General features: G+C 43.1%; 15 protein-coding genes. All 15 read left to right on the top strand.

The annotated features are described in order from the left end of the window. Positions 1–98: 98 nt before the first annotated feature. The 15 genes from PFJ30894_RS11230 (at position 99) to groL (ending at position 12,715) form a co-directional block, all read left to right on the top strand. Positions 99–920 carry a ZIP family metal transporter gene (locus tag PFJ30894_RS11230; protein WP_231997909.1) on the top strand — a complete coding sequence of 274 codons (822 nt, stop codon included), beginning with the start codon at positions 99–101 and terminating at the stop codon, positions 918–920. A gap of 59 nt (positions 921–979) precedes the next feature. Continuing rightward, positions 980–1,366, top strand: coding sequence for a desulfoferrodoxin family protein (locus PFJ30894_RS11225; protein WP_021717012.1), 387 nt, complete (start codon positions 980–982; stop codon positions 1,364–1,366). Positions 1,367–1,507: 141 nt separating this feature from the next. Then, the gene (locus PFJ30894_RS11220; protein ID WP_125669854.1) at positions 1,508–1,951 is read left to right on the top strand and encodes a C-GCAxxG-C-C family protein; all 444 of its coding nucleotides are present in this window, start codon (positions 1,508–1,510) and stop codon (positions 1,949–1,951) included. Positions 1,952–2,100: 149 nt separating this feature from the next. After that, on the top strand, positions 2,101–2,472 hold the full coding sequence (acpS, locus tag PFJ30894_RS11215; protein WP_021717014.1) for a holo-ACP synthase: 372 nt from the start codon (positions 2,101–2,103) through the stop codon (positions 2,470–2,472). Between the two features lie 2 nt (positions 2,473–2,474). Continuing rightward, the gene (locus tag PFJ30894_RS11210) at positions 2,475–4,028 is read left to right on the top strand and encodes an NAD(P)H-hydrate dehydratase (protein WP_125669853.1); all 1,554 of its coding nucleotides are present in this window, start codon (positions 2,475–2,477) and stop codon (positions 4,026–4,028) included. 104 nt (positions 4,029–4,132) lie between these two features. Then, complete coding sequence (locus PFJ30894_RS11205) at positions 4,133–5,212, top strand: N-acetylmuramoyl-L-alanine amidase family protein (protein ID WP_231997907.1); 1,080 nt, start codon at positions 4,133–4,135, stop codon at positions 5,210–5,212. A gap of 14 nt (positions 5,213–5,226) precedes the next feature. Further along, positions 5,227–5,775 carry a GerMN domain-containing protein gene (locus PFJ30894_RS11200; RefSeq protein WP_167457072.1) on the top strand — a complete coding sequence of 183 codons (549 nt, stop codon included), beginning with the start codon at positions 5,227–5,229 and terminating at the stop codon, positions 5,773–5,775. A 56-nt stretch (positions 5,776–5,831) separates the two neighbouring features. Beyond that, complete coding sequence (gene tsaE, locus PFJ30894_RS11195) at positions 5,832–6,302, top strand: tRNA (adenosine(37)-N6)-threonylcarbamoyltransferase complex ATPase subunit type 1 TsaE (RefSeq protein WP_021717018.1); 471 nt, start codon at positions 5,832–5,834, stop codon at positions 6,300–6,302. After that, positions 6,283–6,975 carry a tRNA (adenosine(37)-N6)-threonylcarbamoyltransferase complex dimerization subunit type 1 TsaB gene (gene tsaB / locus PFJ30894_RS11190; RefSeq protein ID WP_021717019.1) on the top strand — a complete coding sequence of 231 codons (693 nt, stop codon included), beginning with the start codon at positions 6,283–6,285 and terminating at the stop codon, positions 6,973–6,975. The genes tsaE and tsaB overlap by 20 nt, the downstream gene beginning before the upstream one ends. Continuing rightward, positions 6,975–7,424, top strand: a complete 450-nt coding sequence (rimI, locus tag PFJ30894_RS11185) for a ribosomal protein S18-alanine N-acetyltransferase (RefSeq protein WP_049896720.1) — start codon at positions 6,975–6,977, stop codon at positions 7,422–7,424. Before tsaB ends, rimI begins: the two co-directional genes overlap by 1 nt. Continuing rightward, complete coding sequence (gene tsaD / locus PFJ30894_RS11180; RefSeq protein ID WP_125669852.1) at positions 7,417–8,430, top strand: tRNA (adenosine(37)-N6)-threonylcarbamoyltransferase complex transferase subunit TsaD; 1,014 nt, start codon at positions 7,417–7,419, stop codon at positions 8,428–8,430. Before rimI ends, tsaD begins: the two co-directional genes overlap by 8 nt. Positions 8,431–8,591: 161 nt before the next feature. Next, positions 8,592–9,974, top strand: a complete 1,383-nt coding sequence (locus PFJ30894_RS11175; RefSeq protein WP_167457071.1) for a histidine kinase N-terminal domain-containing protein — start codon at positions 8,592–8,594, stop codon at positions 9,972–9,974. Further along, entirely contained in the window at positions 9,971–10,555 is a 585-nt protein-coding gene (locus tag PFJ30894_RS11170; protein ID WP_125669850.1) for an ANTAR domain-containing response regulator, read from the top strand. The genes PFJ30894_RS11175 and PFJ30894_RS11170 overlap by 4 nt, the downstream gene beginning before the upstream one ends. 196 nt (positions 10,556–10,751) lie before the next feature. After that, on the top strand, positions 10,752–11,036 hold the full coding sequence (gene groES / locus PFJ30894_RS11165; RefSeq protein ID WP_113077999.1) for a co-chaperone GroES: 285 nt from the start codon (positions 10,752–10,754) through the stop codon (positions 11,034–11,036). A gap of 47 nt (positions 11,037–11,083) precedes the next feature. Next, a complete protein-coding gene (gene groL, locus PFJ30894_RS11160) occupies positions 11,084–12,715 on the top strand; it encodes a chaperonin GroEL (protein ID WP_021717025.1) in 1,632 nt (543 codons plus the stop codon). The last annotated feature ends 50 nt before the right edge of the window (positions 12,716–12,765 follow it).

Raw genomic sequence — 12,765 nt, 5'->3', positions numbered from 1 at the left:
AACGTCATAAACGAATACAAAATTTATATAATAAAGAGCTTACTTGAAAGCGTATCACAAGTAGCTTATAATAAGGATAAAGGTAAGGAGTTGTTTAAATGGAATCATTGATGAAGATCAACGATCCGATTTTGTTAGCTCTGATAGCAACAGGTTTTACCTGGTTCATGACTGCGCTTGGTGCGGCGATGGTATTTTTCTTTAAAGAGATTAACAAAAGGGTTTTAAATATGATGCTGGGCTTTGCTGCAGGTATTATGGTTGCCGCTTCTTTTTGGTCGCTTTTGGCTCCTGCCATAGAAATGGCGGAAAAAAGCAGTTTGCCTGCCTGGCTTGTTGCTGCTATTGGTTTTTTGAGTGGTGCTGCTTTTTTGTGGCTGGCGGATAGAATACTGCCGCATGCGCATTTCTTTGCAAAAGAAGGGGAAGTAGAGGGGATTTCAACTAATTGGCGTCGTAGCATTTTACTTGTATTCTCAATTACGCTGCATAATATACCTGAAGGTTTGGCGGTTGGCGTTGCTTTTGGAGCAGCGGCGAATAGTATGAGCGAAACAGGATTGCTGGCAGCTGTAGCTGTTGCTTTGGGAATTGGTATTCAAAATTTCCCAGAAGGTGCTGCAGTTTCTATCCCACTTCGGCGCGAAGGTGTTTCTCGGATGAAAAGTTTTATGTATGGCCAGGCTTCCGGGCTGGTAGAACCGATAGCTGGTGTTATTGGTGCGGCGATGGTTACTTCCATGGAGGCTATTTTGCCTTATGCCTTAGCCTTTGCTGCCGGTGCTATGCTGTATGTCGTTGTCGAAGAGCTGATACCGGAGTCTCAAAGTGGTGGAGAACATGAAAGTGCGGACCTTTCGACGATTGGGTTTATTATTGGTTTTGCGATTATGATGATTTTAGACGTAGCTTTAGGTTAAGCGCGGCTGAAGCCGCATTTATAATTAAGTGATAAAATTTTATTAAGGAGTGAGTACAAATGGGCGAAAAGAAGTTCTACATCTGTAAACATTGTGGTAATATGATTGGTATGATCAAAAGCAGCGGCGTAAATGTCGTTTGCTGCGGCGATCCTATGACAGAACTGAAACCTAATACAGTGGAGGCTTCGCAGGAAAAACATCTGCCGGTAGTTACTATTGAAGGTAATATTGTAAAAGTAAAAGTTGGCAGTGTTGAGCATCCTATGACAGAGGAACATCATATTGCCTGGATCTATCTGGAGACGGAACAGGGCGGACAACGGAAGAAACTGGCTGTTGGTTCTAAACCGGAAGCTGAGTTTGCATTGGCTGGCGGAGACAAGGTAGTAGGTGTTTATGAATACTGCAATTTACACGGCTTATGGCTTACAAAAGTTGAATAGAAGTTTGTAATAAAAACAGGACGGATTTTGCCGTCCTGTTTTTATTTTTAAATAATATAGTAGACGGAGCTTTATATAGCAGGACTTTTTATAGAACTGATAGAATTAAGTCATATAAGTGATATTAAAGGAGGGACGAGAATGAGTGAATTCAGTGAAAAAATGGGCATAGAAGTCGGTAATGCTTTTAAGAGTGGTTATAATTGCAGCGAAGCGATAGTTGAAGCTTTTCGCAAATATGCTGGCGTAAATATTGATGATAACGCTTTTCGCCTGGCCTCAGGATTTGGCGGCGGTATTGGCCATGCCCGTAATATTTGCGGCGCTTTAGTCGGTTGCACAATGGTTATCAGTACATTGATCGGACGGAATACTCCTGAAGAAAAACCATTGAAAGAAATTTATCCTGTTACCAAAGAATTTCACGATCGTTTTGAAAAAGAATTTGGATCAACAATGTGTAAAGATCTGATGCCGTACGAATTCAATACTCGTGACCATCTGAAAAACTGTTTGAAACTTACAAATCGTATTGGTAAATTTTTAGCAAAGTTTTTAGAAGAAAAAGGTTTGCTTACAGTATAATAAAGGATTTAGCTCAGTACCGGTTAGGGGTGCTGAGCTATTTTATTAAATAAAATAGCAGGAAAACGTAACCTGGATGTATAATATAAACATATTATGCTGTTTGCCAAGCAGTATTTATTGGAAAAGGTTATGAGGGGGCGTAGCTGGTGATTGTTGGAATCGGTTGTGATCTAACAGAAATTTATAGAGTGAAAAAAGCTCTGACAATAGAAAAGTTTGCGGCAAGAGTTTTTTCTCCTGCTGAACAAGAATATTGTGAAGCCCGTGGCATGCAGAAATTTGCAAGTTACGCGGCAAGGTTTGCGGCTAAAGAAGCTTTGCTGAAAGCTTTGGGAACAGGCTTGAGGGGCGGCAAGCTTATAGATATTGAAGTTTATAATGACTGTATGGGAAAGCCGAGTTTGCGTTTGAGCGGTTATTTTGCTACTCTGGCTGAAGAACGCGGTGTCAAAGAAATATATCTTTCGTTGAGCCATACTAAAGAACTTGCTATGGCCCAGGTTGTATTGGAGGGATAAGGATGAAACTGGTTTTTGCTAAGGAAATGCAGAGTTTAGATCAGCAGTCTGCAGAACAGATCGGCTTGCCGACAATGGTGCTGATGGAAAATGCTGGTAAAGCTGTAGCGGAAACGGCTGCGGATTTTTTAGAAGATTGTTTTGGGAAAAATATTGTTGTTTTTACAGGTAAGGGCAATAATGGCGGTGATGGTTTTGCTGCTGCACGGTGGCTGTCCAATCAGGGAGCGCGGGTAAAGGTTTTTCTTGTATCACCGTGGCAGGAACTTACAGGAGATGCTGCGGCGCAGTTGCGTATTTGCCGGAAGTGTGGTATTGAACTATTTGCACTTAAGGAAGACAGAGGCAGCTGGGATGTAGCGGAAGTTAGTTGCCGCCAGGCTGATTTGGTGATAGATGCTGTTTTAGGAACAGGGTTTAATGGCGTTTTACAGGGGGTACAGCAACGTGTCTGTGGTTTGATGAACAGTATTGCTGTGCCGGTTGTGTCCATTGATGTACCAAGCGGTGTCAGTGCTGATACAGGCAGTGCAGATAAAAATGCTGTGCAGGCAGATATTACAGTTACTATGGCACTTGCCAAACCAGGTTTGTTTTTGTATCCGGCAGCTGAATTAAGCGGAGAAATTATAGTTGCCGATATTGGTATGCCTAAAATACTTTTAGAACGTATGGATAGTAAAAAGTTTTTGTTAACTGAGAATATTGCTTGTGATTTACTGCCGCAGAGAAATGGAAACTGCCATAAGGGTGAAGCGGGAAGGGTAGTTATCACCGCTGGATCACCGGGTTTTACAGGTGCGGCTGCGTTATGCTCGGAAGCGGCTGTTAAGGCAGGTGCTGGTCTGGTAAGTTTGCTGACGCCGCTTTGCAGTCGTGAAGTATTAGCGGTGAAACTGACAGAAATTATGGTCGAAGGTTTGATCGAGCGGATGCCGGGAGCTTTAGGTGGAGGAGCCACTGGTGCAGTGCTGGACAAAGCCGGCAGAGCTGATGTTTTGGCTATAGGTCCTGGTCTTGGTACGTCTGGAAGTACGGTGGAAGTTATTCGGGAAATTCTGCAGTCGGTGGAAGTGCCGGTGATTATCGATGCCGATGCGTTGACTGCATTGCAGGGACATGTTGGTATTTTAAATACCATGAGGGCTCCGAAAGTTTTAACGCCGCATCCGGGAGAGTTGGGAAGGCTGTTGGATTTGGAAGCGGCTGAAGTTGACGCAAGACGCCTGGAATTGGCAGGCAAATATGCTGCTGAGTGGGATGCTGTCCTCGTTTTGAAAGGCGCTCCTACTGTTATAGGCTGTCCTGACGGCAATGTTTATATCAATACTACCGGCAACAGTGCTATGGCTACAGGCGGCAGCGGTGATGTGCTCACAGGAATTATTGCCGGGTTGGCTGCGCAGGGGATTTCTGTACAGGAAGCGGCGTTAGCTGGTGTATATATGCACGGGCTGGCTGGCGATTTGGCCAGTAAAGGGATTATTGGTATGGCAGCAGGAGAAATCAGCCAGTACTTGCCACAGGCCCGCAGAATTATTGAGCAGGGAGAATAAAAGATTTCACTTAAATTTTGCAGATAAAAGTTAGGGTATGTTTACAATACTTACGCTTAAATGATAAAATTAAGTATTAGAGATGAAAGAAAGGGAGATGCCGTTTGCAGAAGAAATTAGTTTTTGTTTTTGCACTTGTAAGCTGTTTGATGTTTAGTTTAACGGCTTTTGCCTCAGAAATAACAGATGTTCGTTGGGGAGTAGATAAAACCAATGTGCTGCGTTTTGTGGTGGACTGTGATAAACCGACAGGTTATAAAATAACTTTTGACGGCAATACGATGCTGATAACTATGGATGCAGATTTAAATAGCAAAGTTGGCCGTGCTCATAAGATAAAGAGCGATATTGCCAATGAAATGCGTTTAGATACGTCGGAAGGTAAAACCGTGCTGAAGGTGCCTCTGCAAAAGGCCATTGGCAGTAAAGATTATAAGGGGTTTACCTTAAAAAAAGATCCTGTTACCAAAAGACCGGACAGAATCGTTATTGATGTTATGGCTAATAAACGTCAGGCATCTGAACCTGCCAAAACAACACCTGCAGGCGGTAAAACTACTACAGATAAAACACCGACACCTGCTGTTAGTAAAACTGCCTATCGTACCAGTGGCGGGCTGAAGGATAAACGAATTACGCTGGACGCAGGACATGGAGGCAGTGATCCGGGAGCAGTTGGGGCAAAAGGCACTAAAGAAAAAGATATTACTTTAAAAATAACGCAGAAAGTTGAAGAACTGCTGAAGAAAAAAGGCGCTAAAGTTACAATGACACGTGTTAAAGATGTTGACGTTTATGGCGTAAATGCTACGGACGCGCAGGAGCTTCAGGCGCGTGTCGATGTAGCTGAAAACAGTGCTGCTGATCTCTTTATCAGTCTGCATATCAATGCTTCTGTCAATAAAAACGTAGGCGGCTTCTCGTCCTATTATTATCCTAAAACAAGCCATGATGCACGTGTAGCTACGGCCATTCAAAAACGGATGACTAATAATTTTGGTTTGGATGATTTAGGTATACGTCAGGCAAACTTCTACGTCAATAAACGCAGTAGTATGCCGTCGGCATTAATCGAAATGGCATTTATAACTAATGCCAAAGAAGAAAAACTGCTGAACAGCAACTGGTTTCAAAGTAAGCTGGCTAAGGCGATTGCTGATGGTATCGAGGACTATTTTAAATGATGTGGGAGGCCAATATGTTAAAGAAATTTGCAGTAATCTGCACTTTGATGCTCTGCGTGTTAGTTGCAGGCTGCAGTGATGATCAAACTGCTACGGTTATCCCGCAGCCTGAAACTAAACAAACGCAGAATAATAAGAATCAAGAAATTACGGTAACGGTGTATCGTGCACCTGTCAACGGAGAGGAATATCTGTTGCCGGAAAAGGTAACCCGCAAAGCCGGCGCGATGACTGCTCCGGAGATTGCGTTGGATATTTTGGTAAACAGCAGTCCGCAGGATACTGCGAAAATGGTCAGTCTGTTTCCTAAAGGGACAAAAATCAGAACAATGAAGATAGAAGATGGGACTGCTTATGTTGATTTTTCCAAGGAAATAACCAATGTACCGCAGGGATCCTATACTGAGCTGATGCTGACAACTGCTATTGTCAACACTCTGACAGAGTTTCCGGAGATAAAAAAAGTACAGATTTTAGTTGATGGTAAAAAAATTGCGTCCTTGAAAGGACATACTGATATTTTAGATCCTTTGGAACGTAATACTACTTTATTGAAAAAATAAACGGGAGCAGTATCGGCAAAAGTCGGTACTGCTTTTTTGAAATGGGAGTGCTGTTGATGGAGTATTTTTGTGGTAATATTGAAACGATGGAAGCGTTAGGAAAACTTTTGGGAAGGCTTGCTAAAAACGGGGATGTTTTTTGTCTTTGTGGGGAGTTAGGTGCCGGTAAAACTTTGTTGTGTCGTGAAATAGCTATGGCACAGGGGGTTGATGCCAGTGAAATAAACAGTCCAACGTTTTCGATTATGAATGTGTATCATGGTAAAATGGAGATCAGGCATTTTGATTTATACAGGCTGAATACTGTTGAAGAATTGGAAAATATCGGCTATGGGGAATATGTTGGCGGCGAAGGGCTGACTCTTATCGAATGGGCGGATAATTTTTTAGAGGAAATGCCTGAAGAAAGTCTTGATATCTACATAAAAATTGTTCCGGAAGGCCGTTTGATACAATTGCTCCCTAATGGTGAAAGGTATCTGGAATTATGTGAGGAAGTGGAAAAAAATGCTGACTTTAGCCATTGATACGGCAACTAAAGTCTGTGCCGTGGGTTTGTGTCGTGATGGACAAATTTTGGCAGAATATAGGATCAATATGGGCATGACTCACTCTGAGGGGCTTATGCCGCAGCTTGAGCAGCTTTTAACACGGACTAAGATCACTAAAAATGAGATTGATCTTTTAGCAGTCAGTATGGGGCCGGGGTCTTTTACCGGTTTGAGGATTGGCCTGGCATCGGCAGAAGCAATGGCTTATAGCTGGCATAAACCTATCTGCGGGGTCAATACGCTGAAAGCGCTTGCCTATAATCTGCCGATAGACGGTTATGTATTATCACCTGTTTTAGACGCACAAAAAGGCAATTTTTATCAGGCGATTTATGAATGGCAGCAGGGGACACTCATAGAGCATCAGGAGATCAAAGTTGTAGATCGCAAGCAGCTTTTGGAAAATATAGCTGTTTTGGGTATGCCTGCTTTATTATTGGGAGAATGCCAGAAAATTGACCTTGCCGATTTGCCTTCGTGGTGCCGAAAGGCTCCAGCACATTTATGTTGGCCGCAGGCTGCCTCAGTAGCGCTTTTGGCGGGAGCCGAGTATGATCCTGATAATACCGGTGATATTTTTGGTTTAGAACCTTATTACATTAGAAGATCAGAGGCTGAAGAATTATGGGAAAAACGCCAGCAGGAATAATGATAAGGACTTTGACAGCGGCAGATTTGACTGCTGTCAGCAGCATAGATGAAAAGTCTTTTTTTGATGTTTGGAGCCCAAGTATGTGGCTGGATGAGTTGAATAACAGCTTAACAACATATCTTGTTTTAGAAGATGCTGGGCGTATTCTTGGTTATGCCGGGTTTTGGCTGGTGGCAGGGGAAGCGCAGATAACCAGAGTCGCGGTTGCTGCTGAAGAACGTGAACACGGCTTGGGAACACGCTTGACAGCAGCCCTGATCAATAAGGCATGGGAACTTGGCGCTGTGGCGGTGACTTTGGAAGTGCGTGAGAGCAATATTGCAGCGCAAAAGGTTTATTTGACCTGCGGTTTTGCCAGCGAGGGGATAAGACCAAATTATTATGAAGATAATCATGAAAATGCAATAATCATGTGGTTATATAAGGAGGGTAAGCCTGATGTCTAAAGACGTGTATATTTTGGGCATTGAAAGCAGTTGTGATGAAACTGCGGCTGCCGTAGTCAAAAATGGACGTGAAGTGCTTTCGAATATTATTTCCTCACAGATTGTTATCCATCGAAAATTTGGCGGTGTTGTACCGGAGATAGCTTCGCGTAAACATATTGAAAATATTTTGCCGGTTATTGACGAAGCACTGCGTCAGGCTAATGTGAAGCTGGAAGAAATAGACGCTGTCGCAGTAACTTATGGACCAGGGCTTGTAGGGGCGCTTCTAGTTGGTGTATCGGCTGCCAAAGCGCTGGCTTGGGCTAATGACAAGCCGCTGATTGGTGTCAATCATTTGGAGGGACATGTTTTTGCCAATTTTTTGAATGATAAAGATCTGGAACCTCCTTTTATGGCTTTAGTAGTAAGCGGCGGGCATACGGCGCTGCTAAAGGTAACTGATTATAACAGCTTTGAATTACTGGGACAAACTCGTGACGATGCTGCAGGTGAAGCTTTTGATAAAATTGCACGTGTGATGGGTCTGCAATATCCAGGAGGACCGGAAATAGAAAAATTGGCGGCAGCGGGGAATCCGCAGGCGATCGATTTTCCGCGGGCACTTTTGAAGGAAGATTATCAGTTTAGTTTCAGCGGCTTAAAGTCAGCTGTAATCAATTATCTGCATAACGAACAGCAGGCAGGCCGTGAATTAAATAAAGCCGATGTGGCCGCTTCATTTCAGGAAGCGATTGTAGATGTGCTGGTGCAGAAAAGTGTGCATGCGCTGCAGGAAACCGGTTTGAAAAAAATAGTTCTGGCCGGTGGTGTTTCGGCTAATAAACATTTACAAACAGCGTTAGCTGATGCTGTAGGCGGGATTGGAGCAAGTTTGGTACATCCAACTCCGATTTTATGCACTGATAATGCTGTAATGATAGCTTGCCGTGGTTATTTTATGTATCAGAACGGTGAATATAGTCCTCTGGATTTGAACGCTGTTCCATCGTTAAAATTAGGTTGAACAGTGTCCACTGAAGTAAAAGAACTTGTGGATTTTGTGGATAAAATGCTGAAATATAGCTAAAAAACAGTTCTTGCTGTGCATAAGTCTGTGGATAATGTGGAAAAAACTGTGGATTGATGGGGATAAACAAGGTAATAAGAAACAGGGGAATGAATGATATGCCCAAGAATTTGACTGTAGAACAAAAAAATATTTTATCCTCTATGAAAGTCGGCGCAGCTTTTGCTGCCGATGTTGCTCATGCATGCATAACGATGTATGTTTGGGATGATAACCCCAAATTTCTGTATATTTATCATCAGGAACTGCCAAGAACGCAATTTTTTGGTGAACTGCCTGATAAAACAGGTCGCGAACTGCGCGGTAATGAGGAGCCTTTAGTGCAGCGGGCACTGCAGAGAGGTGTGCCTTTGTCAGGGAAACGTGAGCTGTCGCTGGGGCTTTTCGTCGATTTGCGTGTTTATCCTATTCAAGATAGTAAAGGAAAATGTTTTGCCGTAGTTGCTTTTGATACCAATGAACCGGAAGAACTTTTCATTATGACGGCAGTGGAGTTTTTAAAAAATACCGGCCGACAGATTTTGAGCAGTAATTATTACGGCAGATTGCTGCCTGGCGACGGGTTGATGATTGTTGATAAGGACAAGGTCATTATAGCCGCGAACAGGACGGCCAGACATCTTTTTAAAGTGCAGGGCTTATCTAATTTAGTTGGACGAAGGACAAACAGTTTGCAGATCAACTGGCCTTTGGTTGGTATGGTGCTGAAGACGGGTGTCGCTGAAGGAAAGGAAATAGACATGCAGGGACTGCTGCTTGCAATGAGGGTGATCCCTGTTACGAACAGGCCTGATACAGCGGCCGCTATTGTTATTCTACAGGATATAACAGAGCTGAAAAAGAAAGATACAGAGCTGCTTATCAAATCTGTAGTTATTCGGGAAATACATCATCGCGTTAAAAACAATTTGCAGACTATCGCCAGCCTGCTGAGGCTGCAGGCACGCAGGGCTCATACAGACGAAACAAAACTGGTATTGCGTGACTGTATTAACAGGGTTACCAGTATCGCTGTTGTACATGAATTTCTTTCACAGCAGGATAGCGGTAAAATTGATGTAGCTGTGGCAGCGCAGGGAATTTATGAAGCCATTATTGCCAGTATGGCAGACCCTAATCTTAAATTGCAGACAAGCTTTAAAGCGGATAATGTTTTGCTGCCTTCCGATAAAGCAACAAGCATTGCTTTGGTTCTGAACGAGCTTCTGCAAAATTCACTGGACCATGCTTTTGCAGGCCGCTGCTGCGGCCGGATTGATGTTGAGTTTTATAAAATCCCCGGAAGTTATTGCTTAAAAATCTGTGATGACGGTAATGGTTTGCCGCCGGGTTTTGTTTTAGATGAGCAAACCAGTTTAGGCTTGAAAATAATAAAAACTATGGTGGAAGCAGATCTTCGCGGTACTTTTACAATAGAAGCCCTGAAACAGGGGACTTGTGCTGTAGTTACCATACCGTCAGAGTTGGAGGGGTCAGAATGAAAAATACTTTGAAAGTTGTTTTAGCTGATGATGAGGCGCTTATTCGTCTTGATATCAGAGAAATGCTGACAGAGGCAGGACATGAAGTTGCAGGTGAAGCCAATAACGGTGAAGATGCAGTTGCCATGACGAGAGCTCTGCAGCCTGACCTTGTGATCATGGATGTGAAAATGCCGCAAATGGATGGACTTACAGCTTCTAAAATCATTACCGACGAGCATCTGGCTCCAGTACTTTTGCTGACAGCCTACAGTCAACAGGAGATTGTATCGCAGGCAAAAAGTTCGGGTGTATTGGGATATTTAGTGAAGCCGGTTCGTGAAGAACAGTTATTTCCGGCAATGGAGATAGCAATTTCTCGTTTTGAAGAAATCAAAGCCCTGGGTGCTGAGCTGGGATTATTAAAAGAAAGTTTGGAAACAAGAAAACTGCTTGATCGGGCTAAAGGAATTTTAATGTCAGCACATGGATTTACGGAACAGGAAGCATATCGAAAAATGCAGCAGTACAGTATGAACAGGCGTATTTCCATTAAGGAGTTGGCTGAAGCGGTAATTGCATCAGCATTAAAAAATAAATAAATATAAAAAATTCACGCAGGAGGAATTTAAAGGCTGCGTGAATTTTTCACTTTTTTGTCAAAAATTTTTACAGGAATTGTCTTGCATTTTTTTAGGAAACGGATATAATAATAAATGTAATTAGCACTCGACAATAATGAGTGCTAACAAAAGAAAAATAAAAAATTTATATAGGCATCTGAAAGGGGACTTGAAAATGTTGAAACCATTAGCAGATCACATCGTTGTAGAACTTACAGTAAAAGAGGAAAAAACTTCCAGCGGTATTTATTTGCCGGATACGGCGTCTAAAGAGAAACCGCAAACTGGTAAGGTCGTTGCCGTAGGCGCAGGTAAAGTGCTGGATAACGGTACTCGTGTCGCTCCTGAAGTTAAAGCTGGCGATGAGGTTGTATTTGCAAAATATTCCGGAACTGAATTTAAATATGACGGTAAAGATTATTTGATCCTCAGCGAACGCGATGTGCTTGCTGTTCTCTAAGTAATGATTTTTACTAAAAAAGTGAAATATAAAGGAGTGTATTTGAAATGGCAAAGGAAATAAAATTTAACGAAGAAGCTCGCCGTAGTTTAGAACGCGGTGTCAATGCATTAGCAGATGCAGTAAAGGTAACCCTTGGTCCTAAAGGACGTAATGTAGTGCTCGAAAAGAAATTTGGCGCGCCAACTATTACTAACGATGGCGTAACTATTGCCCGTGATATTGAACTTGAAGATCCGTTTGAAAATATGGGTGCGCAGCTTGTAAAAGAAGTTGCTACAAAAACTAACGATGTTGCCGGTGACGGTACTACCACTGCTACTGTTTTGGCACAGGCTATGGTTCGTGAGGGCATGCGCAATGTTGCTGCCGGCGCTAATCCAATGGTGCTGAAAAAAGGTATTCAAAAAGCTGTTGACGTTTTGGTAGAAGAACTGCAGGCTGTTTCTAAAAAGGTTGAGACTAAAGAAGCTAAAGCTCAGGTTGCATCTATTTCTGCAGCTGATGAAGAAATCGGCGGTCTGATTGCTGACGCTATGGAAAAGGTCGGCGACGACGGTGTTATTACTGTTGAAGAATCCAAAACTATGGAAACCTGTCTGGAGACTGTTGAAGGTATGCAATTTGACCGCGGTTATATTTCTCCTTATATGGCAACAGATCCTGATAAAATGGAAGCAGTTCTTAACAACCCGCTCGTACTCATCACAGACCGTAAAATTACTATGATTCAGGATATTATGCCTGTACTTGAAAAAGTCGTCCAAGGCGGCCGGGAATTACTTATTATCGCTGAAGATATTGAAGGCGAAGCTTTGGCAACTTTGGTTGTGAATAAACTTCGCGGTACCTTCAAGGCTGTAGCTGTTAAAGCTCCTGGTTTCGGTGATCGCCGTAAAGCTATGCTGCAGGATATTGCTATTCTTACCGGAGCAACAGTTATCAGCGAAGAAGTTGGACGTAAGCTTGACAGCGCCAGCATGGAAGATTTGGGTAGCGCCAGCCAGGTCCGCGTAACCAAGGAATTGACTACTATCGTTGATGGCGGCGGTAACAAAGAAGAAATTGCAGCACGCGTTGCTCAAATCCGTGCTCAGATCCCTGAAACTACTTCTGAATTTGACAAAGAAAAATTACAAGAGCGTTTGGCTAAACTTGCAGGCGGCGTAGCTGTTATTAAAGTTGGTGCTGCTACTGAAGTTGAGCTTAAAGATAAAAAACTGCGTATTGAAGATGCTTTGAACGCTACTCGTGCAGCAGTTGCTGAGGGTATTGTTGCAGGCGGCGGTACTGCTCTGCTGCAGGTGCAAACTGCTTTAAGCAAAATCAAAGTAACAGGCGACGAAAAAACCGGCGTAGAAATCGTTAAACGCGCTATTGAAGAACCGGTACGTCAAATAGCTTATAATGCCGGATTGGAAGGCGCAGTTATCGTTGATACGATTAAACGTTCCCGCAGAGGTTTTGGTTTTAACGCTTTGACCGAGGAATACGTTGATATGATCGAAGCTGGTATCGTTGATCCTACTAAGGTTACCCGCAGTGCTCTGCAAAATGCAGCCAGCATCGCAGCTATGGTTTTGACTACTGAATCTGTTGTTGCTGATAAGCCTGCAAAAGAAGGCGCTGCTCCTATGGGTGGTATGCCGATGGGTGGCGGAATGCCGGGTATGATGTAATAAATTTACATCTGTACATTGAAAGTCCAAGGCCCCGTACTTATTGTACG

This window comes from Phascolarctobacterium faecium, assembly GCF_003945365.1.
GTDB lineage: Bacteria > Bacillota > Negativicutes > Acidaminococcales > Acidaminococcaceae > Phascolarctobacterium > Phascolarctobacterium faecium.
The sequence above is the reverse complement of the archived record's forward strand: the minus strand, read 5'-3'. Positions and strand labels throughout refer to the sequence as shown.

Coding starts and splice junctions, on each gene's coding strand:
- PFJ30894_RS11230 (WP_231997909.1), top strand. CDS start 99: ATGGAATCATTGATGAAGATCAACGATCCGATTTTGTTAGCTCTGATA.
- PFJ30894_RS11225 (WP_021717012.1), top strand. CDS start 980: ATGGGCGAAAAGAAGTTCTACATCTGTAAACATTGTGGTAATATGATT.
- PFJ30894_RS11220 (WP_125669854.1), top strand. CDS start 1,508: ATGAGTGAATTCAGTGAAAAAATGGGCATAGAAGTCGGTAATGCTTTT.
- PFJ30894_RS11210 (WP_125669853.1), top strand. CDS start 2,475: ATGAAACTGGTTTTTGCTAAGGAAATGCAGAGTTTAGATCAGCAGTCT.
- PFJ30894_RS11200 (WP_167457072.1), top strand. CDS start 5,227: ATGTTAAAGAAATTTGCAGTAATCTGCACTTTGATGCTCTGCGTGTTA.
- tsaE (WP_021717018.1), top strand. CDS start 5,832: ATGGAGTATTTTTGTGGTAATATTGAAACGATGGAAGCGTTAGGAAAA.
- tsaB (WP_021717019.1), top strand. CDS start 6,283: ATGCTGACTTTAGCCATTGATACGGCAACTAAAGTCTGTGCCGTGGGT.
- rimI (WP_049896720.1), top strand. CDS start 6,975: ATGATAAGGACTTTGACAGCGGCAGATTTGACTGCTGTCAGCAGCATA.
- tsaD (WP_125669852.1), top strand. CDS start 7,417: ATGTCTAAAGACGTGTATATTTTGGGCATTGAAAGCAGTTGTGATGAA.
- PFJ30894_RS11175 (WP_167457071.1), top strand. CDS start 8,592: ATGCCCAAGAATTTGACTGTAGAACAAAAAAATATTTTATCCTCTATG.
- PFJ30894_RS11170 (WP_125669850.1), top strand. CDS start 9,971: ATGAAAAATACTTTGAAAGTTGTTTTAGCTGATGATGAGGCGCTTATT.
- groES (WP_113077999.1), top strand. CDS start 10,752: ATGTTGAAACCATTAGCAGATCACATCGTTGTAGAACTTACAGTAAAA.
- groL (WP_021717025.1), top strand. CDS start 11,084: ATGGCAAAGGAAATAAAATTTAACGAAGAAGCTCGCCGTAGTTTAGAA.